The organism is Kitasatospora sp. NPDC003701 (assembly GCF_053587085.1).
In genome coordinates, this window is sequence record NZ_JBSFNM010000052.1 from 45606 (window position 1) to 65961 (window position 20356).

General features: G+C 72.0%; 18 protein-coding genes and 1 pseudogene. 8 read left to right on the top strand and 11 right to left on the bottom strand.

Features of this window, described 5'->3' with window-relative positions; genetic code table 11:
* Positions 1-386: 386 nt before the first annotated feature.
* Positions 387-3644 carry a DEAD/DEAH box helicase gene (locus ACWDRR_RS33845; RefSeq protein WP_449776087.1) on the bottom strand — a complete coding sequence of 1086 codons (3258 nt, stop codon included), beginning with the start codon at positions 3642-3644 and terminating at the stop codon, positions 387-389.
* A gap of 240 nt (positions 3645-3884) precedes the next feature.
* A complete protein-coding gene (locus ACWDRR_RS33850; RefSeq protein WP_449776088.1) occupies positions 3885-4802 on the bottom strand; it encodes an EamA family transporter in 918 nt (305 codons plus the stop codon).
* Between the two features lie 83 nt (positions 4803-4885).
* Here ACWDRR_RS33850 and ACWDRR_RS33855 point away from each other — a divergent pair, with 83 nt between their 5' ends.
* The 5 genes from ACWDRR_RS33855 to ACWDRR_RS33875 all read left to right on the top strand — a co-directional run bounded on the left by ACWDRR_RS33855 (position 4886) and on the right by ACWDRR_RS33875 (position 10006).
* Positions 4886-5797, top strand: coding sequence for a LysR family transcriptional regulator (locus ACWDRR_RS33855; protein ID WP_449776089.1), 912 nt, complete (start codon positions 4886-4888; stop codon positions 5795-5797).
* 558 nt (positions 5798-6355) lie between these two features.
* Positions 6356-7066 carry a hypothetical protein gene (locus tag ACWDRR_RS33860; RefSeq protein WP_449776090.1) on the top strand — a complete coding sequence of 237 codons (711 nt, stop codon included), beginning with the start codon at positions 6356-6358 and terminating at the stop codon, positions 7064-7066.
* 489 nt (positions 7067-7555) lie between these two features.
* Complete coding sequence (locus ACWDRR_RS33865; protein WP_449776091.1) at positions 7556-8374, top strand: barstar family protein; 819 nt, start codon at positions 7556-7558, stop codon at positions 8372-8374.
* Between the two features lie 310 nt (positions 8375-8684).
* Entirely contained in the window at positions 8685-9269 is a 585-nt protein-coding gene (locus ACWDRR_RS33870; RefSeq protein WP_449776092.1) for a S1 RNA-binding domain-containing protein, read from the top strand.
* 338 nt (positions 9270-9607) lie between these two features.
* Entirely contained in the window at positions 9608-10006 is a 399-nt protein-coding gene (locus ACWDRR_RS33875; RefSeq protein WP_449776093.1) for a hypothetical protein, read from the top strand.
* A 57-nt stretch (positions 10007-10063) separates the two neighbouring features.
* On the opposite strand, the gene ACWDRR_RS33880 is transcribed toward ACWDRR_RS33875, so the two are convergent.
* The 3 genes from ACWDRR_RS33880 to ACWDRR_RS33890 all read right to left on the bottom strand — a co-directional run bounded on the left by ACWDRR_RS33880 (position 10064) and on the right by ACWDRR_RS33890 (position 12683).
* The gene (locus ACWDRR_RS33880; protein WP_449776094.1) at positions 10064-10960 is read right to left on the bottom strand and encodes a polysaccharide deacetylase family protein; all 897 of its coding nucleotides are present in this window, start codon (positions 10958-10960) and stop codon (positions 10064-10066) included.
* Between the two features lie 392 nt (positions 10961-11352).
* A complete protein-coding gene (locus ACWDRR_RS33885) occupies positions 11353-12063 on the bottom strand; it encodes a hypothetical protein (protein WP_449776095.1) in 711 nt (236 codons plus the stop codon).
* On the bottom strand, positions 12063-12683 hold the full coding sequence (locus tag ACWDRR_RS33890; RefSeq protein ID WP_449776096.1) for a SigE family RNA polymerase sigma factor: 621 nt from the start codon (positions 12681-12683) through the stop codon (positions 12063-12065). Before ACWDRR_RS33890 ends, ACWDRR_RS33885 begins: the two co-directional genes overlap by 1 nt.
* 568 nt (positions 12684-13251) lie before the next feature.
* Here ACWDRR_RS33890 and ACWDRR_RS33895 point away from each other — a divergent pair.
* From ACWDRR_RS33895 to ACWDRR_RS33905, 3 genes are all read left to right on the top strand, one after another.
* On the top strand, positions 13252-13893 hold the full coding sequence (locus ACWDRR_RS33895) for a dihydrofolate reductase family protein (RefSeq protein ID WP_449776097.1): 642 nt from the start codon (positions 13252-13254) through the stop codon (positions 13891-13893).
* A 4-nt stretch (positions 13894-13897) separates the two neighbouring features.
* Entirely contained in the window at positions 13898-14743 is an 846-nt protein-coding gene (locus ACWDRR_RS33900) for an alpha/beta fold hydrolase (RefSeq protein WP_449776098.1), read from the top strand.
* Between the two features lie 467 nt (positions 14744-15210).
* Positions 15211-15714 carry an N-acetyltransferase gene (locus ACWDRR_RS33905; protein WP_449776099.1) on the top strand — a complete coding sequence of 168 codons (504 nt, stop codon included), beginning with the start codon at positions 15211-15213 and terminating at the stop codon, positions 15712-15714.
* Between the two features lie 291 nt (positions 15715-16005).
* Here ACWDRR_RS33905 and ACWDRR_RS33910 read toward each other — a convergent pair whose 3' ends face one another.
* The 6 genes and pseudogenes from ACWDRR_RS33910 to ACWDRR_RS33935 form a co-directional block, all read right to left on the bottom strand.
* Positions 16006-17061 (bottom strand): CU044_5270 family protein, encoded by a 1056-nt coding sequence (locus ACWDRR_RS33910; RefSeq protein WP_449776100.1) that lies wholly within the window; start codon positions 17059-17061, stop codon positions 16006-16008.
* Entirely contained in the window at positions 17058-17693 is a 636-nt protein-coding gene (locus tag ACWDRR_RS33915) for an RNA polymerase sigma factor (protein WP_449776101.1), read from the bottom strand. Before ACWDRR_RS33915 ends, ACWDRR_RS33910 begins: the two co-directional genes overlap by 4 nt.
* A 402-nt stretch (positions 17694-18095) precedes the next feature.
* Positions 18096-18848 carry a phosphotransferase family protein gene (locus ACWDRR_RS33920; protein WP_449776102.1) on the bottom strand — a complete coding sequence of 251 codons (753 nt, stop codon included), beginning with the start codon at positions 18846-18848 and terminating at the stop codon, positions 18096-18098.
* A 281-nt stretch (positions 18849-19129) separates the two neighbouring features.
* The gene (locus ACWDRR_RS33925) at positions 19130-19591 is read right to left on the bottom strand and encodes a DoxX family protein (protein WP_449776103.1); all 462 of its coding nucleotides are present in this window, start codon (positions 19589-19591) and stop codon (positions 19130-19132) included.
* An 84-nt stretch (positions 19592-19675) separates the two neighbouring features.
* On the bottom strand, positions 19676-20110 hold the full coding sequence (locus ACWDRR_RS33930) for a YdeI/OmpD-associated family protein (protein WP_449776104.1): 435 nt from the start codon (positions 20108-20110) through the stop codon (positions 19676-19678).
* A 109-nt stretch (positions 20111-20219) separates the two neighbouring features.
* Positions 20220-20356, bottom strand: a pseudogene (locus ACWDRR_RS33935) (glyoxalase); the annotation flags it as partial.

Sequence of the window (20356 nt, forward strand, 5' to 3'; positions counted from 1 at the left end):
GCCCCACCGACCCTCCCCGGGCCGGGAACGGACCCCACCCCGGCCGGCCTGGCGGCCGAGGGTGATGTCCACTGACCCGAACGACGAGGCAGGTGCCGGCGGCCTCCGTCGAGCGGGAGCGGCACCCCCGGGGTCCCCGCCCGCACAAGGAACCGGTGGAGACCCTGGAGGCCGGCCCTGGAGGGGAGGAACAGGTGGTGTCGCACTCCTCCCGCCGCCCGGGTCGCATCGATCACCTGTGCCTCGGCGGCCTCCAGGTCCGCCCGCACCCGGGCGACGATGCCGGCGTACCCGGTGGCGGTCGGCTGCCGGTGCCGGTGCCGGTGCCGCAGGAGACAACCCCACGATCCGGTGGCCGCCCGACGCCGCCCCACCGGCGGCGACGGTCAGGCGTTCCCCGGCGCGGTTCGGTTCGCACGGTTGTAGGCGGTGGCCCAGCCGGCCGCGCTGCGGTCTCCTCGGGTGAGGACGACGGCGCCGGTGCGTCCCGCTGACGGGTCGTCGTGCCGCGGTGCCGGGTAGGGGGCGTCGACGGGCTCGTCGGTGGTGGTGTGTCGGGCGGTGGCGGTGCCGTTCCAGGTGATCACGGTGGCTCCGCGCGGTGCGCGGATGTGGGCGTGGTCGGCGTGGAGGGTGATCTCGGTGCCGGTGGTCCGTGAGGCGAGGAGGGTGCGGTAGTCGGCGGGGCCGAGGCGGCAGGCGCCTGGCGCCGTGGTGCCGGGCCAGTCCGGGGAGTCGATGCCGCGGGCGCGGGCGGCCTGCCACATGGCGGGGACGAGGGCGTGGGTGTGGGCGGGGGTGGCCATCTGTTCGCACATCCACAGCAGCCGGCCGGCGCCGCGCGAGGGGCCCAGGGTGCGCCAGCGGATGCGCTGGGCGAGGTCGGCGGCGGTGACGGCGATCCAGGGGTGGACGGTGGCGAGGGGGCCCTGGGCGCCGAGCCAGGCGAGGTAGCGCTGGGCGTCGTCGAGGACCGGTGCCATGGAGTCGGCGGGAATGCCGCGGACGTAGGCGGGCCGGCCGCGGAAGGCGCGGGGCGCGCGGGCGACGAGGAGCAGGACGGCGCGGGCGAGGTCGCCCGCGACCGGCTGCCGGTCGTCGTCCTCGTCCTGGTTCGCGTCGGTGTCGGCGCGGTCGGGTTGGCCGAGGGTGCGCAGGACGTTGTAGAGCTCGGCTTTGGCGCGCTCGGTGAAGGGGGCCTGCTCGAGTGCGGGCAGGCGGGTGGCGAGGGTGGTGACGAGGGCGTCCTCGGCGGTGTCCGGGTCGGTGGGGACGGGGAGGTCGGCGGTGGCGTCGGCGAGGGTGGAGGCGAGGTCGGCGTCGACCATGAAGCGGCTGGTGAGACGGCCGAGTTCGGTGGCTTCGAGCCTGTCGCCGCCCTCGCCGTCGGGGTCGGGGACGCGGGTGAGGTAGGCGGTCTCGGTGAGGAAGTCGGTGGCGTCGTGGAGGGGGTCGAAGGGGTGGTGGCCCTGGTGGAAGGCGAAGGTGCCCTTCCACCAGTTCTCGGCCTGGGTCAGGGTGGCGAGGCGGTTCTGGACGGCCTCGGCGAGGAGGTGGTCGGGCAGGCGGTCGCGGATGCGGGAGGTGACGGTGTAACCGGCCGCGAGGAGGGCCTGCCAGTGGTGGCGCTCGCTCGGGGCGGTGAGCAGGTAGGCGTGGCCTTCGCGTTCGCCGGCGCCGATACGGCCGGCGCGGCCGAACATCTGCTGGACCATCGACACTTCGATGCGGCTCATCCCGATCTGGGTGTCCCGGACGATGACGGCCCGGGCGGGGAGGTTGACGCCCGCGGCGACGGTGGAGGTGGCGACGAGGACGTCCGCCTCCCGGGTGCGGAAGGCCTGCTCGGCGTCACGCTTGTGGGGCCAGTCCCGGTAGTGCAGGCGCACGCCGGCCTTGGTGCACAGACGCTCCACCAGGTCGCTGTCGTCCGGGTCCGCGCCGGTGGTGTCGACACCGCGGTCCTGCGCCAGGGCGAGGGCGGTGGTGCGCACGGAACGCTTGCTGCCGCAGAACACCAGGACACTGCCGCCGGTGGTGGTGTGGTGGCGGGCCAGGTCGACGGTGCGGCGGATGCGGGTGTGGTTGCGGGTGGCCCAGTCCGGGGCGTCCGCGTCGATCGGCATCTCCGGCAGCTGCCAGGTCAGACGGGTGGGCCGCCAGGGTGAGCGGATCAGGCGGGCACCGAGCCAGTCGGCGAGCTGGTCGGCATTGGCGACGGTCGCGGACAGGCCCACGATCCGCACCCGGGCGGCGTCCTCGCGGACCCGCGCCAGGAGAGCCTCCAGCACCGGGCCGCGGACCGGGTCGCCGAGCAGGTGGATCTCGTCCACGACCAGGCAGCCGACCTCGGCGAGCGCGGCGCGCAGGGAGCCGGCCCGACAGATGGCCTCGAACTTCTCCGTGGTGGCCACCCACAGGTCCGCGTCCCGGACGAGGTCATTGTCCACGGCGGCCTCACCGGTCAGGCGGACCACCCGCAGCCCGGCCCGGCGCCAGGCGGCGAGGTCGCGGTCGAGCTCGTCGGTCAGGGACCGCTGGGGGACGAGCCAGGCGGCCTTACGGCCGCGCCGGTGGGCGGTGAGGGCGGCGACCATGCCGATCGCGGTCTTGCCGGCACCGGTCGGGGCGACGACCACCACGTGCTCGTCGCCGTCGATGACGGCGGGAACGGCCGCGGCCTGGACCGGGTTGAACGCCGGGTGCGGCAGCAGCGCCTTCCACTGTTCGGGGACCAGGTCCTCGACGGGCACGAACGCCTCGATGTCACCGGCGGGGAGTTCGTCCAGGGCGTCCCACTGGGCGGCGAACGCGTCCCGGGCCGCGTAGGCGGCGGGGCCCGCGGCCGGTGTCACCGCGCCGCCCGGCCAGGCGGCCAGCTCGACGGGCGCGCCGAGGTCGGACACCGTGGCCACCAACTCGTCCTCCACCCAGTGCGCGGCGGTGCGCACCCGGGCCCCGAGGCCGGTGAGGGTGTGGCGCAGGCCGTCGAACCGCTCCCCCGCCGGGACGATGACCCGTACGTCGTCGGCTGCGCGCAGCGCCGGCTCGGGCAGCGGCCGGGCGGGGTCGGTGATCTTGGCCCACCACAGGGCCCGGGTCTCCTCCCGGGCGGGCAGGGGCAGGTCCTCGGGCCACGCCGGGGCAACCGGGGCAGGCGCGGGTTCGCGGGTGGGGTGGGGCAGGCGGATCGCGGTGACCGTCACCCCGGGCCCGGTCGGGCACGGGCCGGTGTCCAGTCCGGCCATCAGACGGGCAGCGGCGCGGACCGTCACCGTCGGGACACCGGTCCGTCCGCGCCGCCCGGGGGCGGGGGTGACGGACTCGGCCCGTACCGGGGGTGTGGGGCGCGAGAGCTTGTCGTAGGTCTTCACACCGAGGTCGGCGAGGGTGAAGGTGCGCGGGCAGACGGGGCAGACCAGGGCGACGTAGCGGTACTGGCGCCCGCCCGACTCGTACGGGCGGCGCAGCGAGTGCAGGTCCGCGGCGCAGTCGGGGCACGGGCGGGGCAGTTGTTCCTGGTAGGTCCAGCCGGGCTCGGTGAACCGCGGCAGGAGGCCCGCCTCCGGCAGGTCGCTCCCCCACCTGTGGCGGACGAGTTGCGGGACCGTCAGATCGCCGTCCTCGGTGTCTGTTTCGTGCACGGTGCTCACTCTGCCAGCCGGGGCGGCGCCCGTGCCAGCGGGATTCCCGGACTCTCGCATGAATCCCGTCCATCGACGAAGTCGGCAGGTCAGGAGCGGTCGGGCCTCCCTCGTGGACGGAGGCCCGACCAGGAACACCGGCTCGGAGCGTCGGTCGACGAGCCGAAGGCCTACTGGAGACGCGGTGACCAAAGGCCCCTTCGGCCTCGGCCCGGCGGCAGGACCTCACGGGTGCCCTCGTCAGCCGCGTCGTTCCCTGCGGGCCGCGCCGATGCCGGCGGCAACCACCAGCGCGGTGCCGCCGGCCTGGACGGCGGTCGGTGTCTGGGAGATGAGGACGAGCCCGGCGAGCAGGCTGATGGCCGGTTCGAGGCCGACCAGGGTGCCGTAGGTGGTCTTGCCGATCCGCTGCAGGGCCGTCATCTCCAGCAGGAAGGGCAGCAGCGGCATCAGGACCGCGATGCCTGCCGCCGCGGTCACCACGCCCCAGTCGAGGTTGGCGGCGGCTGCGGGTGCGCCGAACGGTGCGCTGACCGCGGCGGCGACGGTGAGCGAGATGGCCAGGCCGTGCTGGGCGGTGAAGCGGCTGCCGACGTGTGCGGTGCCTATCACGTACAGCGCCCAGCAGGCTGCCGAGCCCAGTCCGAACAGGACCCCGGCGCCGCTGATCGCACCGGTCCACGGCGAGGTGAGCAGCAGGACGCCGACTGCGGCCAGCGCGAGCCAGCCGAGCTCGGAGCGGCGGTTGGAGGCGGCGACGGCGACGGTGAGCGGGCCGAGGAACTCGAGTGCCGTGGCCGTACCGAGCGGCACCCGTGCGGTCGCCTCGGAGAACAGCAGCATCAGTGCGGCGCTGACGGCGCCGAGTAGCGCGGTGGCGATCAGGTCGCGCCGGGACGCGGCGCGCAGCGCGGGCCCGAGCGAGCGGCCGGTGCAGGCGAGCAGGATGGCGGCGGCGAACGCGATCCGCAGCCAGGTGGTGCCGGCCGGGCCGACGGAGTCGAAGAGTTCGGTGGCGAGTGCGCTGCCGGTGTGCAGTACGGCCATCGCGGCGAGTACGAGTGCGGCGCCGGGCACTCGGCGCCGGGTGTTCGGCTGGAGGGACTTCACGGCCGTCTGGCGCGCGCCGTCGGCAGCGGTGGTGGTTGATGCGGTCACGATGTCATTTGATCGCCTGCTGGCCGTTTCCGTCCACGGTCTATTGGTGGAGTGATCATCCACTATCAGTGGACAATACCGTCATGGAACCTTTCGGTCGGTTGCCCGACCTCACGCGGCTGCGTCTGTTGGTCGAGCTGGACCGGCTCGGCACGATGGCGGCCGTGGCGGACCACTTGGGGTACGGCACGTCGGCGATCTCCAAGCACCTGGCGGTGCTGGAGCAGGAGGTCGGCGTGCCCCTGCTGCGGCCGGTCGGCCGCCGGGTGCGGCTGACGCCCGCGGGTTCGCGGCTGGTGGAGCGCGCGGTGGGGATCCTGGCGGCGGTGGAGGAAGCGACGGCCGAGTTGCGCGACGGCGCGGAACCGGCCGGGCGGGTGCGTCTGGCGAGCTTCTACACGGCGGTGGAGCCGGTGGTCCTGCCGGTGGTGGCCCGGATGCGGCGGCTCCATCCGCGGGTGGAACTGGAGATCTCCGAGCACGAGCCGGAGCGCACGGTGGAGCTGCTGCGGTCCGGCGAGGTCGACCTCGGGGTGGTGTACGACTACAGCCTGGTGCCGCACTCGTGGCCGTCGGAGCTGAGCGCCCGGCGGTTCGAGGCGCAGCCGCTGTACTTGGCCGTACCGGGCAGCCACTCGGACTCGCAGGGGCCGATCGCGCTGTCGGAGCTCGCCGCCTTCGCCGAGCGCGGCTGGATCACCAACTCCCGCGGCACGGACGACGACGAGCTGGTGCACCGGGTGTGCGCGATGGCCGGTTTCGTCCCCCGGATTCCGCACCGGATGGACAGCCTGCACCTCGTGAACAGCCTGGTCGGCGCGGGCCTGGGGGTGGCGCTGCTGGCCGAGTCCGGCATCGAGCGCGACCGTTCGGATGTGGCCTTCCGCCGCCTCGACCCGCTGGCCGGCACCCGCCGCAGCTTCCTGGTCGCCCGCGCCGGCCAGTGGACCTGGCCCCCGATCGCCGCCGTCGCCGCCGCGATCCGCACCCGCTGACCGCAGCCCGCCCGGAGCGGGCGTACCTCGTCCACTGTCGCGCGCGTTGCTTCCACCCGCTCGCCACATTTCGGTCGATGCCGACGGTCCGCGTCCGCGAGCCTGTCACGCCGAGCTGTCGCACCCCGACCACACACGGGGATCGCCGGTATCCGCGCAGGTCACAGCGTGCGACCGGTCGACCGGGTGGCCGAGCCGTGGAATGCCGACCGCGCGCTTCCGACGCTTTCAGAGTCCACCCTCGATCGGCTGCTCGACGGCGGGAACGGCGGTGACGGCGCGCACCGGTGCACACCCGGCCATGAGCGCCGGGGCCAGGACGCGGCCCTACGGGCCGGTACCCGGGCGGCTCCGGGCGGCTCCGGGCACAGCATCCTGGTCACTGCTGCTCGTCCGGGCGAGGTGTCAGCGGTCACGTCATTCGACTCTGCCGCCGATCTTGTGGTCGGCGACAGAGCCCGTGGTTCCCAGGAGCTGGCCGACGTTCGAAGCGTGCGTCTTGCGGGCGGCGGAAAACCGTTCGACAGCGCCGACCGGGATGGATCATGATCCGCACTCGTGACGACACCGAAGCACTCCCTGGTCCGGGCCGCCGCCCGCAACAACGCCGAATGGTGCGCGGCGATGAGCCGATCGCACGGCCTGGCGAGCGGGTTCGGGGAGCAGGCCTGGTCCGCCCCGACCCGAACGCCGTTGTACTACCCCGACGCGGTGACGCTGGTGTCGGGTGTCGACCCGGCCGTGCTGGCAGCCCGGATCGACACCGACGCACCCGGCGCCACGGTCAAGGACAGCTTCGCCGACCTCGACCTGACGGGGGCCGGCTTCCAGATGCTGTTCGAGGCACAGTGGATCCACCGCCCGGCAGGTGCGCCCGCCACCGCGTCGGATCTCGCCTGGGACGTGGTCGGCGACCCGGACACCCTGCGGGCCTGGGCCCTCGCCTGGGACGACGGGGACGGCAACGCGGACCTCTTCCGGCCTGAACTGCTCGACGACCCGGCCACGTTCGTACTCGCCGGACGGTCCGCCGACGGCCAGGTGGTCGTCGGCGCGGTGGCGAGCCGCAGCGACCAGGTGGTCGGAATCTCCAATGTCTTCGCGCCGGACGGCGGCTCCGACGCGGCCTGGCCGATCGTTCTGGACGCGGTGCACCGGCTGTTCCCCACCCTGCCGGTGGTCGGCTACGAGCACGGCGACGACCTGGCGGTCGCCCTCCGCCACGGCTTCGAGCCGATCGGTCCGCTGCGGATCTGGCTGCACGGCTAGACCGGCTCCAGAGACCTCCGAGCCGACCGCCCGCGACCACCGCCCCCAGGGAGAACGCCCCTGATCCTGTGACCGGGGGCCGGGTTCCGTGCAGGATGCGTTTGCGTCGGAGCTCGAAGTCGGCGCGGCCCTACCCGGCGCGCTTGAGGAGCCGCACTCTCGTGTTCTCTCCCTCGAGCTGGCCAGAGCTCCAGGGGCTGGACAGTTCGGCGACGACGGCGGTCCTGGTCCCGGCGAAGGCCGTTGACCCGGGAGTGCCGTGCGGGCAGGCCGTTGTGGTCGACTCACTCCATCCACTGGAACAGTTGGTCGCCTCGCAGATCGCGCATCATCTCGGCGAGGTCGCGGACGTGGTCGGTGGCCGCGTCGAGTACGGGGCAGCCGGCGCGGATCTCCTCGCCGGGACGAACAGCCGAACTGCCGCAGCTGCCGGTCAGCTGCGCGAACAGGTCAGTCTCCTTGAAGCGCTAAAGTCAGTACGGGAGTGCGATGCGAGCAGCAGGTCAGGATGACCAGGGGCGGAACTACGCTCTGACCTCGGACGAAGACGATGCCGACTTCTGGGGCTTCGCCCAGGCGGCCGATGGGTTGTTCACACCGCTGCCAGGGGACGAGGGCACGCGGCGAGTGCACCTCACGGGCTGCTTCCCGCAGGGCGGTCTGCTGAAGAGCGTTGATCTTGTCGGCACTCGTCGCGCCATGGCGGGGAACGCCTGGTTCGAAATCCTCGATGCCGACGGTGCCACCATGGGTTCCTACTTCGTCGGCGGGGTCACCGTCGTCGATGTTCAGCCCTCCGCGCACGGAGCCGGCCTCCTCGACCTCACGGTGACGCTCTGGTGCGAGAACGCCCTGCCGCGGGCGGACGGCATATGGGACCTGGTCCGTACGGATCGTATGAATCGGACCGGCATGTGGCACGAGCTGGACCCTGAGGGCAAACGAGCGTGGCTGTCGGTGGCGCTGTGGTCCCATCAGTACCGACGACAGGGGAAGCCCGACCTCGCCGCCGGTCGAATGTTCACGCTGAACGGTCGGCACATTGTTGACGAGGACAGCTTCTACTGCGCGATGGGTGAAGCCATCAACGGTCCCGGCGGATACTTCGGCTGGAACCTCGACGCTCTGGACGACTGCCTGAGTGGCAGGTGGGGCGCAGCCCCGCCATTCACCTTGCGATGGGAGTCCTCGGACGAGGCCAGGTCCCGGTTGACGGAGCGTGTGCCCACCCGCGATGGCGAGGCATCGCTGTTCGACCTCATCACGGAAATCCTCGAGAGACGGGGCATCTGCGTAGTCCTTCGGTGACGGCCGGTCGCTTGCGACCCTCGACTCGGAGAGTCACACCCTCTCCTTCGGGCGGCGGCGTGCAGGCATGGCGAGGCCGACAGTCGGCCGCTGGGTGCCACCAGGGCATGAACGACAGACATCAGCCCGTGATGGCGCTCCTGAAAGCCGCTCTGCCCGTGCTTGCGTGCCCCTGCTGTCGGGCTATGTGTCGGCGGCGGTTGAACAGAGTTCAGGCACGGATTTCGTGAAGTCGATCGCGAGGCCGTTACGGTCTGTGGCCGTCCCACGGGGGTGTGGCCGACCGTCGGCGTGTGCCAAGGTGGCGGGCATGGATTGGCAGTCTGAGAGCCCGGATCTCTGGGCGTTCCTGGAGTCACTGCACCGCGGCGAGATCCTTTCCGGCACCGTCGCGGCGATAGAGCGGTTCGGGGTCTTCGTAGCCTTGGACAACGGACCGGACCATCCCCTGTTCCCCGGCGTCGGGTTCATCACGGTCCCCGAACTGTCCTGGCGCCACATCGAAGCTCCGGCTGACGTCGTGGAGATCGGACAGCGCGTCTCATGCGAGTTCCTCCAATTCGACACTCACAACGCGGAAGCCAGGCTGTCGTTGCGTGCGCTGTCACTCGACCCCTTCCAGGTGTTCGCCGACGGCACGGTGGTGGGGCAGACGCTTCGCGGGACAGTCGTCAAGGTGCTCCCCTTCGGCGCCTTCGTTGACGTCGGAAACGGAGTCGTCGGCCTGGTGCCCTTCAAAGAGGTCCACGGCAGGCCCGCAGCCGGCCTGCCGGAGGTCTTTCAGGTCGGCGACGAGGTGTCAGTCGTTGTTACGGACGTCGAGCGGCCGCAGCGAAGGGTGTTCCTTTCCAGGCCAGAGGACGCCCGGCATACCGGTGTCGTGCCGCTCAGGTAACTGCTTCACTCCCCCTCGTAGTCGGTCGGGGGGAACGTCCCCGCGGGGGGGCGTCGGCCGGCCGCGATCAGCAGGAGCCGCTTGCGGAGCAAAGGAGCAAAGGAGCCTTCGCTCGCCGAGCATGCTGTGCTTGAGGGCCGCTCACGGTGGAGCCGGGACAGGTTCGTACGGCCCTCGACGATCCGCTGCTCGAGGTAGGGCCTGAACGGGTCGAGTTTGCTGGTCCGGCTCTGCCACTGGCCGTGCAGCGTCGCCTCCGGATCGGCCGCACGGGCGTACGTGCGGACCGTGTTGCGCCTCAGACCCGGGCGTCTGGCGATCTCTCGCAGGCTGAGACCGTGCTCGACCTGGGCTGCCCGCACCGCGGCGTGGGTATCGCGGAGCCGGTCGAGGAACTTCCCCGTCGGATGTGGTTCGGGCGGCGCCTCGTCGGCCGTGGCCGCCTGGGCCGGAGCTGGCGGCCATTCCGGCTGTTCGGGCTCGGATTCGAGCAGGGTGCGGAGCAGGGTGCGGAGCAGGGTGCGGTAGCGCGGGACGAGGCGCTCGACGGCCTCGGCGAGGTTGTGCCAGACGTGCCATTTGTCCGCGCAGTGCTAGGCGTTCGGGGCGCGGGCGCCGTCGGCGAAGACCTGCGCGCGGGCGCGACACACGATCTCGACGCCGGGGTGCTCGCGCAGCTGCCAGGCGGCGACGCTTCGGCCCGGGCCCGGGTCGAGGCGCCCGCCAAGGTCGGCTGACCCCAGCGCCCCGACAAACGCGGGTCCGTCACCCCCACGGGTGACGGACCAGACCGTTCATCCGAAGCTCGTGCCTCGGGACCAGACTTGCTGGACCGTTCGATAGTCGATGACGGCGATGTCCTCCTGTTGGAGAACATCACGGGCCTGCTGCGAAGTCAGGAACTCGTAGTCCGTCCGGCGCACGGGCCAGCCGCTGTCGACGGCCTGCGACTCCTCGTCGCCCAGACTGGGGTGCACCGCCCATTCATTGAGTCCCGCGGGCAGGTCACGCAGCATCTGAACGTATCGTGCGGCCTTCCCTTCGATGCCCAGGGAGAAGCTGTCCAAGAAGTCGTTGTCGGTGACCGGCAGCCCGCGTTTGCGCATCGTCCGGCGCGCGGGATCGAGCCAGACCCGGACCGCGAGGCCGTACTCCGCGGCCAGCGCCACGGTCAGGTCGAGGATGTCGTCGCGGCCGCCATCGGCCAGACAGTGGAAGTCCAGATGGGTCGGCGCGAGTCCGGCGTCGGCTACGGCGTTGATCTGGGCACGGAACTCGAGTTCGATCTCATCGAGCCGAGCCCGGCCGAGCAAGGCCGCTCGTCCGGCGGGCGACGGTGAGAACAGCTCGCCTGCAGGGTCCAGCAGTGAGGGAACCTGCTCCCTGGCGGTCAGCGGCCCCCACTTGATGTCAGGGAGCTCGCACACCAGGGTGAGGTGGATGCCAAATGGGATTCGAGGGCGTCGGCTGAGCATCTCCAAGGCCTGCGGCGCTGCGGGACACGGGACCATCAGGCTGCATGAACTCGCGATGCCGTCCTCGACCGACTCGATCACTGCCGCGTTGATCGCCGGATACATCCCGAGGTCATCGCAGTTGACGATCAGCAGCCGCGCATCAGGTGGATACCCCAGTAGCTGACTCGACTGCTCTGCAGGCGCGACGGCCGCGGGATCGGTGGATTCATCCATGTCCGCAGTCTGAGACCCAGCCGGACGTCACGCACCGGAATTTGACCGTCCCAAGGCGACACCCTCGTCGGTTCTCGGAGCATCCACAAACGTGCCGATCACCAACTGCCGCCGAGACCGGCGAACAATCGCTGCTGCTGACCGTGACCGAAGCCAGGTGTGCCCGTGGGGGTCCGGGAGCGTGAGTGGGGCTCGGGCCCGAAGAACCCTCAACACCCTGGTCCAGACGCCCCACTCACGGTCCGAAGGACCCTCCCGCCTGTCCTCACCACACCCGCAAAGCCCCGGCCCGCACACCGCCCCACACCCCCAGGGACGTCACCGGCTCCCGGCCGGTCGGGGCGGGCAGCGGCGGCGGGCGGCCGGCAACAGGGCCGCGACCCCGCTCCGGGTCAGGGCGACAGCGTCTTGCTCGCCAGTACCGTCCCCTGGGCGTCGTAGGCGGCGAGCCTGACGCCCTGGAGGGGGTAGGCCGTCGGATCGTCGGGGGTACTGCTACCGGGCCCCCAGACGTAGCCGGTGGCGTAGCCCGGGTTGCCGGGGAGCGAGGCGACGGTGGCCCAGTACGCTCGGCCGTCCACCTCCAGGGTCATCCGGGCCACCTGCCCGGGCCCCTGGTAGATGAGGTTGTACAGGCCCTCGTGGTACTGCGGAGGGTTCCCGTAGTACTGCATGGTGATCTCGGTCGCGCCCGGCATCCAGGAGTGCCCGCCGCAGTCCGGGCCGCTGCCGTAGGCGGGGGCGTCGTGGATGCAGATCTCCTGGTCCTTCAGCCGCATCCACCAGTCCTGGCGGCCCAGCGGCAGCTGCTGGCCCGGCTCCACCACCAGGGCCTCGGGGGCCGGCTCCACCGGTAGTTGCAGGGTCTGCGGGCCCTGTGAGGCCGGCCCGAGGGCCCGGGGGCCGTGCTGCGCGGACAGTACCGCCCCCGTCCCGGCGACCACCGCGAGCGCGACCGCCACGGCCGAGGCGCCCATCGTCACCCGGCGCCGGCGCCGCTGGCGGCGCACGTGATCGCGCACCGGCCCGGCGGACCAGTGCGCCACCGCGACCCGGGCCGCCTCGTCCCGCAGAGCGCCGCGCACCATGTCCTCGGTGTCCATCACCTGTTGTCTCCGTTCGTGTCGTCGATCGTCGAACCGGTGCCCGCCGCGTACGAGGCCAGTGCCGGGTGGCCGCGCAGCTTCGCCAGGCCCCGGCTGGCCTGGCTCTTCACATTGCCCTGCGAGCAGGCGAGCACCTCGGCGACCTGGCCCTCGCTCATGTCCTCCCAGTAGCGCAGGACGACCACCGCCCGCTGGCGCGGCGGGAGTTCCGCCAGCGCCTGGAGCAACGCCGAGCGCTCCTCGACGTCGCGGTGGCCACCGCTCGCGGTCGACGCCCGGTCGGGGAGCACGGGCACGAGCAACTGCCGGACCCGGCGCCGGCGGTGACGGCTCAGGTTGTTGTTCACCAGGGCCCGGTGGACGTAGGCGTCCGGTTCCTCCAGACGGCTGATCCGGGACCAGTTCCTGAAGACCTTCGCGAACGTCGCCTGCACCACGTCCTCGGCCTCGTGGTGGTCGCCCGTGAGCAGGTAGGCGGTACGCACCAGCCGCCGCCAGCGCGTGGCGGCGAACCCCTCGAAGTCGAGACCGCCCGGGTCGGGGCCACCCGCGCAAGCCGGTGTCGTGACCGGCCGCAGCCGGTCCTCCACCGGGATGTTCAACACACTCGCGGTCATCCATTTCCTCTTCGCGTCCACGCGACGACCCGACCGGGCCATCGCTCTGCCCTACTCACCCCCGGGCCGCCGAAAGGGTTGCACGGCACTGTCCACGACAACGGACTCCGGGCCGGCTCCCGGACGCCCCGGTCCCGGGCATGGCCGGCGGTCGGGCACGGGACCGAGCACCTGGCACTCCGGCACGGGCCCGAACATCAGCCCTGGGTCGGCCGGGTCCCTACCGCCTTCGTCACGGACACCCACGCCCGCGGCCTGCGGGCGTTCGTCGCATTTTGGCCGCCCCGAAACGACCCGCCGACGCGACCAGGGCGCACCGGCACACTGCCGTCGCCCGCACCACCGACGCCGGCGACGGCCGGACCGGGGGTCCCGGTCCGGTAGGGACCGTCCGTACCCGTCCGGAATGCGCCCGGTGCCCGGACGCGGCGGCGGAGCAGCCCGGTCGGCGGTGTGCCGGGCGAGGCGGTCGGCGGGTACGGAAACCCGATACCGGCGTGGCGATGAGTTTTCCGGCCCCGGCCGGTCTACATCTCGACGGGGACGACCAACTCACGGGAGTACAGACATGGGCCTCATCGACATCGAGATGTTCGCGACCCTCGACCTCGTCGGGCAGGCGCCCGGCGGCCCCGACGAGGACCCGGAGGGGTTCCCGTTCGGCGGCTGGCAGGCGCCCCTGATGAACGAGGCCACCGGGGCGCAGATCCTGGCCGCCTACCAGGGCACGGACGCGCTCCTGCTCGGCCGGCGGACGTACGACATCTTCGCCTCGTACTGGCCGCACCAGAAGGACGGCGAGATCGCCGAGCTGTTCAACCGGATCCCGAAGTACGTGGCCTCCCGCGGCAACCCCGACCTCCCCTGGGCCGGCTCCACCCTGCTCGGCCCGGACCTGCCCGCCGCGGTGCGCGAGATCCGCGGCCGGCACGAGCAGGTGAAGGTCGTCGGAAGCCTGGACCTGGTGCAGACCCTGCTGCGCGAGAAGCTCTTCGACCGACTCGACCTCTGGGTCCACCCGATCGTCCTCGGCGTCGGGAAGAAGGTGTTCGACGGCGGCGCCGTCCCCACCAACCTCACGCTCCTCGAACCACCGGTGGCCGGCTCGCAGGGCACCGTGTTCCTGCGCTACGGGCTCGCCGACGGCGTGCCCGGGACGGGCGACATGAGCGCGCCCGACCGCGGTCTCGGACACGACAGTGACCGGTGACCCGATGACCACGGTCAACGCCAACGGAACCAGCCTGGGCATCGAGTCGTTCGGTGACCACGACGCCCCCCTGGTCCTCCTCGCGGGCGGGCCGACGATGCTCTCCTGGCCCGACACGCTCTGCGAGCGCCTCGCCGCCGGCGGGCGTCGCGTGGTGCGCTACGACCTGCGTGACAGCGGCGAGTCCACGACCGCGGACCCGCAGGCACCCGCCTACACCCTGCGCGACCTCGCCGCCGACGCCGCGGCCCTGGCCGACACCCTCGGGGGTGGAGCGCCCGCGCACCTCGCGGGGACCGGCATCGGCGGGATGGTCGCCCAGGTGGCCGTGCTCGACCATCCCGGCGCGTTCTCGGCGCTCACCCTGGTCGGCACCCGCCCGGTCGCCCCCGGCCCCGTCGACGACGACCTCCCCGACCACGACCCGGCGGCGATGAAGCGGCTGTTCACGCGCCCGCTGCCCGACTGGACCGACCGCGAAGCCGTCGCGGAGTTCGCCGCCACCGGCGCCGAGATCCTCGGCGACGACCCCGCCACCGCGCGCACCATCGCCGCACTGGTGTGGGACCGCACCCCCGGCACCGCGCCCCTGATCCAGATGGCCAACCAGATGGGCCTGGTGTTCTCCAGACTCGACTGCACGCCCCGCTGGCGCGAGCGCCTGCCCGAGATCGCGGTACCGGCACTCGTCGTCCACGGCCGCCGCAACCGGTTCTTCCCCGTCGGCAGTGGCGAGGCACTCGCACGCGAGATCCCCGGCGCGCGGCTGCTCGTCCTCGACGACGCCGCCACCACGATCCCGGACACAGCGATCGGCGAAGTCGCCGAAGCGATGCTCGGACTCGCATAACGGGGACAGTGGGTTCCGCACACCCACGCCAAGCAGCGAAGCACCCTCGCGCCGAAGGACGCGGCACCGAACGGGTACTCGGGCGGAACCCGGCCCAGGCCGGGTTCCGCCCGGGTTCCGTCACCGCCGGGCCGTCACACAACCACCCCGCACAGGCAACACGCCCCCGGGGCGCGGCGCGGCACCGGACACGGCACCCGCCGACAGCGGCCACCAGGATTCCCCATGCACGGCCGGTCAGCGCGGTGACGCAAGGTAACCGAGAGCCGCCGCCATAAGGGGATGGTCGCCAGCGAAACGGTCGTCCGGTCGGCGACCGCCGTTGCCATGCCGATCATGGAGTCTGTCGATCGAACGGGAGTCTCGATCAGGTGATCGCGGGCACAGCCCGGTATGAGAGCAGGACCTGGCGGTGTACGGGGAAATCCAGGAGAGCGAACCGCCGCGCGCTGCTACGGTCGGGCGCTATGAGCTGGCTCCCCGATAACTTCGTCCATCCCGTCCTGGTACCGCTGCCGGGCAGTGGTCATCACCTGCGGCCGATCCGGGAGGCGGACACCCCGCTCGACTATCCGGCCGTGATGGGTTCGCGCGAGCGGCTGTGGACCATCTTCGGCCCGGCCTGGGGCTGGCCCGCGGCCACCATGACCTACGAGGCCGACCAGGCCGACCTGTTGCGGCACGAGAAGGAGATCGCCGCACACCAGTCCTTCAACTACGCGCTGTTCGACGCGGCGGAGACGGCTCTGCTCGGCTGCGTCTACATCGACCCACCGGAGAGGGCCGGCGCGGACGGCGAGATCTCCTGGTGGGTGGTGGACGAGCTGGTGGGCAGCACGGTCGAGCAGGCCCTCGACGCGCTGGTGCCGCGGTGGATCGCCGCCGACTGGCCGTTCGAGCAGCCGCGCTTCCTCGGCCGAGAGATCTCCTGGTCGGACTGGCTCGCCCTGCCGGAACACCCCGACGCGTAAGTAGTTCTTGTCGTACTACTCTGGGGGCTTGGCGCTCGAACGGCCCTCTCCACTGGGTGGTCGTCGGGTGCTCGGCGCATGCGAGCAGGGCCTCCTGAACAGCTCGCTGGTGTCGAATCACCGAGCATCAGGAGACCCTGGTGTCCTGGCATTCCGCCATGCTGCCTGGTCACCCGCCCGAACGCGGCCCGATTTCCTTGACGAAGCCCATGGAGGCACCCCCGGGGGGCCGTCCGTGCCCGTCGGCCGGCGAACCGGGCCGGCCGGCGGGCACTCCCCGCGCGGCAACCGTCAGGACGTGGCCTGCCCGGCGCCGGGGCGCTGGTTCTTCGCGTCGACGACGGCCCGGGTGACGATGCTCGTGCGCTCCACGACGGTGCCCGGCTTGACGCCGTTGAACTCCTTGACCTGCACGCCACGGCTGCCGAGGTACTGGTGGCTCTCCCGGTCGAAGATCCACTCCGACCGTTCGCCGGTCTGCGGGTCGAGCCGCGCCAAGGCGATCCCGTCGCGGCCGGAGGCGTCCTGCGCGTGCTCGACCACGACGACGCCCGGGATCCTGCCGACGGCCTCGTAGAGCGAGGCGGCCAGAGCGGAGGGGACGAGCTGCTCGCGGATGATGGAGCCGATCTCGTTGAACGCCTGCTGGTCGTGGTCCCGGCTGCCGCTCACCGTCGAGTAGACCGCCTTCAGCAACGCGTCGGGATCGGCGGGCTGGGCCGCGAGCCACTGGTAGGACAACTGCTTGCGGGGCTCGTCGTTGTCCAGCGTGATACCGCCCTTCGACTGGTAGCCCGGCTCGTCCAGCCAACCCTTCGTGCCGTCGGGGGACTTCCACACCTCGCGGTCGTGCAGCGGCTGGACCCACGTCGCGGACTCCCCCGTGTCCGCGTTGAGGCTGCTCGCCATGAAGGAGACCCGGCTCTTGATGTAGATGAACTGGCCCGGTCCGGGCTGGGGCGTGGTGTGCGCCGTCGCGGCGGCGGCGATCGCGTGGACCGTCGAGGCGAGCTGGACGGTGCTCCCCTCCTCGATCTGCACCACGGGTGCCTTGACCAGCTGCGGGGCCGCAACGGTGCTGGTGTCGGCCGGGCTGCCCACGGAGACGGCCACGGCAAGGGCCGCGACCGCGGCGACGGACGCCACGACGAGGACGGTGCGGCGCAGCGGACGCCGCACCGGGGAGGTCGCGGGGACCTGGTCGGACTGGTGGATCTCGCTCATCAAGTGCTCCTCGAGCAGGTCTTGGCGGTCGGCCGCCAGACGGGGATCGGCCGGCGCCGGCAGCAGACGGGCCAGTTCCGCGTGGTCGAGCGGTTCGGTCCGCCGCCGCGAGTTGCGGATCATCGGTGCGTCTCCTTGTGCGGCCGGGCCGCAGTAGCGCGGCTGCCCTGTAGTTGTCCGGGGATCGGGAGCGGTTCCGTGTTCTTCCTCGCGGCGCGCAGTTCCTCCGCCACGAGCTTGCGCAGCCGGGTACGGGCGCGGGACAGGCGTGAACGGACGGTGCCGACGGGTACGCCCAGGGCGGCCGCCGCTTCCGCGTAGCCGAGCCCGGACCAGACGCAGAGGGTGAAGACCTCGCGTTCCGAACGCCGCAGCCGCCCCAGCGCCTTCCGGGCGGCCGCGAGTTCCTCGGAGTCGGCCATGCGGCCGACGAGTTCGTCCGCGAAGTCGGGGACCGGGTCGCCCGCGGGCATGCGGGCCATCGCCATGCTGTGGCGGCGGGCGGCGCGCGTCGTGTTGCGCAGCACGTTGACGGCGATGCCCATGAGCCAGGGGCGTGGGCTGTCGCCCTCGTCGCGGAGTTTGCCGCGCAGGCGCCAGGCCTCCAGGAAGGTCAGCGAGACCACGTCCTCGGCCAGGGCCCAGTCTCCGGTCACGCGCACGGCGTGGCGGTACACCAACAAGGCATGGTCCCGGAAGAGGTCACGGAACGCTTCGGGATTCCCGGCCCGGAGCCGGGAGTGTGGATGGTTCACGTCATGCCTTGTCCGACCGGGAGCGCCGGTTCCCGTGACGTGGATCACCAACCACGACCGGCCCGCGCGTACGAGACCCGACCGAACAACCCCGACCCCCGACACACACGCACCGACAACCCCCGCAAACACCACCCACAGCGGATCAGACACCACCCCGTACGGGCGTACACCGGCCACGGAAGCAACGGCCCCGCTACCACAGCACCTTCCGCCGCCCGCGCATCCGCCGGGAGATCCGCGAGGACATCCACCACGCGTTCGTCACCCTCGGCCGCTCCGTCATCTGCCGGCGACGACCGCACACCGCACTGTGTTGAGAGTAAGGGCAGGCAGCGCGCCCCACGGGACGGCCCGCTCGATGCGTCGGAACGCACGCACGGCGAACGGGCCTGCGCAGCCTCACATCCGGGATCTCAGCACGTCGACCTCACAGCCCGGCGCGAAGGGGTCGAAGCCGTGCTCGATCAGCCAGCGAACCGCCAGCAGGCTTCGCAACGACCACCACGCGTGGATCACGTCGAGGTCGACGTCGACGTCGGCGCCGTAGCCGGCTATGACGTCGTCGAGGTGCTCCTCGTGTCCGAGGGTGAAGGTGGCGAGGTCGTACAGGGCGTCACCCCGGCCCGCCTCGGACCAGTCGATGATGCCGGTGACCTCGCCGCCGTCGACGAAGACGTGCGCGATCTGCAGGTCGCCGTGCGTGAAGGCCGGAGTCCACGGCCGGAGCGCGGCCTCGGCGACCTGGCGGTTGCGGGCGACCAGGTCGGCGGGCAGGACACCGTTCGTCACGAGCGACCCGCACTCGTCGTCGAGTTCCGCCGCGAGCGCGGCGATGCTCCGCCCGGCCCGGCCCGGCCGGGGCGGCAGCGGCGCGTCGTGGAGCGTCCGGATGGCGGCGCCCGCCGCGGCCCACGCCGCCGGCGACCCGGTCGACGGCCCGCCGAGGCTCCCGAGCGGCGCCCCCGGGACCGCGGCGATCGCGAGCACGAACGGCTTGCGCCACAGGAGCTCCGGGGTCGGGACCGGCGCCAGCGACATCGCCTCGACCTCGGCGTCGATGCGCGCCTGATCGGCGTCCACCTTCAAGAACACGTCGCCGACGCGCAGAGTCGCGCGTTCGAAGTGGGCGACGACGACCTCGACCTCATCCATGGGCGACCAGTATCCCGGGGACGACCGCCGACGTCGCCAGGTTATTCACGTGCGACGACGCGGCCGACCACATCCCGCCACCCGGCGAGCCCGTACACGACAGCGACATCCGACCGGGTCAAGTCCAGCACCTTTGTCAGCAGTCCCGAGCGTCGATGCGCACGCGGTGCCCCACGACCCGGCCGAACCGCTGCGGCTGATGCCGCGCCACGTCATCGACCGTCCTGATCGGCGCCCGGGTCCAGCGGCGGGGCGACGAGACCGCCGCGGGTCGGCGCAGCTCAGGGATTCCCTCCAAGGTGCTGCACCCTTGTCGCCTCGTTGGACGGACGTGCTGTTCGGGTTGTCGGCGCGATGGGAGCCCGCAGGAGGTCCCTCCAGTCGGCAGGCCAATTGGCCAGCGCGAGAATGCCCATGAGGAGAAGGTGGACCGGCGCGGCCCAGCTCTCCACCGCCGGGTCGTGGTTGACGATGTGGGTGGTGACCGCGCCGGTGAGCACGAACATCAGCGTCGTGGCACCCAGGAAGCGTGTTCGCTTGTCGGGAATCACCAGTAGGACGGCGGCTGCGCCCTCCAGGGCACCGACCACGAAGCGCATCCAGGACGGGTAACCCCAATCGACGAACTTCGCGGAGTACGCCGAGCTGAACATCGTGTCGCCGGGCCAGTACTTGGTCACGGCGCCCAGCGCGAACTCGAAGGCGAGGAACCAGTACAGACCGGTCATGAGTCGCTTCGACATGCTTGTCCCTTCGGGAGGAATCGGGCAGGGTCGGGCCTCCGCACGGCGATGGCGGTGCCGGCGGAGTCCTTGTGTCTTCGGGGGTCAGCCCCGCAGGGTGGCGATGGCCTTCTCGATGCGCCGCCGACGGGTGTCGGGCCTCTTCGCGCTCTCGACGGCGCGCACGTGTTCCTGCTTGCGGCTGTGGGACAGGTTGTCGTACGCGGCTCGGGCGACGGGGTCGTCGTCCAGGGCGCGGGCGAAGTCCGGGGGCTCGACGACGACGCGCGGCTCGGTGTCGAGCTCCACCTCGACCTCGACCTCCTCGCCGATCGCGACGCCCGCGGCCCGCCGGTTGGCGTTGCTGAGGCCGAGCAGGTGGCGGCCCCGCAGGATGGCGACCCGGCTCTTCCAGGAGTGCCCGTTGACCGTGATCGTCACCGGCGGCCGCGCGCCCCCGCCGAGCGCCGCCACCACCTCGGGCGGAACCTCCAGGCCCCGCATGGGCTCGGGTGGCTCGACCTGGGCCCGGAACTTCATGATCTCTCTCCTGTCGTTGTGCCGGCTCGCCGCGGATCCGGCCCGCCCGGCTCCGGCGGAGCGTGAGGGTCAAGCGGGGGTGGGCGCGGGGTGGGTGTGTGGGTGGGTGTCAGGACGGTGTGGGGGCGGGCGTCTCGGCGGGTTCCCAGGTGAAGCCGTCCGGGTCGGTGAAGGCGTCGGCGGTGCCGCCGAGGACGATGCGGTGCGCGCCGGTGCCGTCGGCGGGGACGCCGAGGTCCTTGGCCA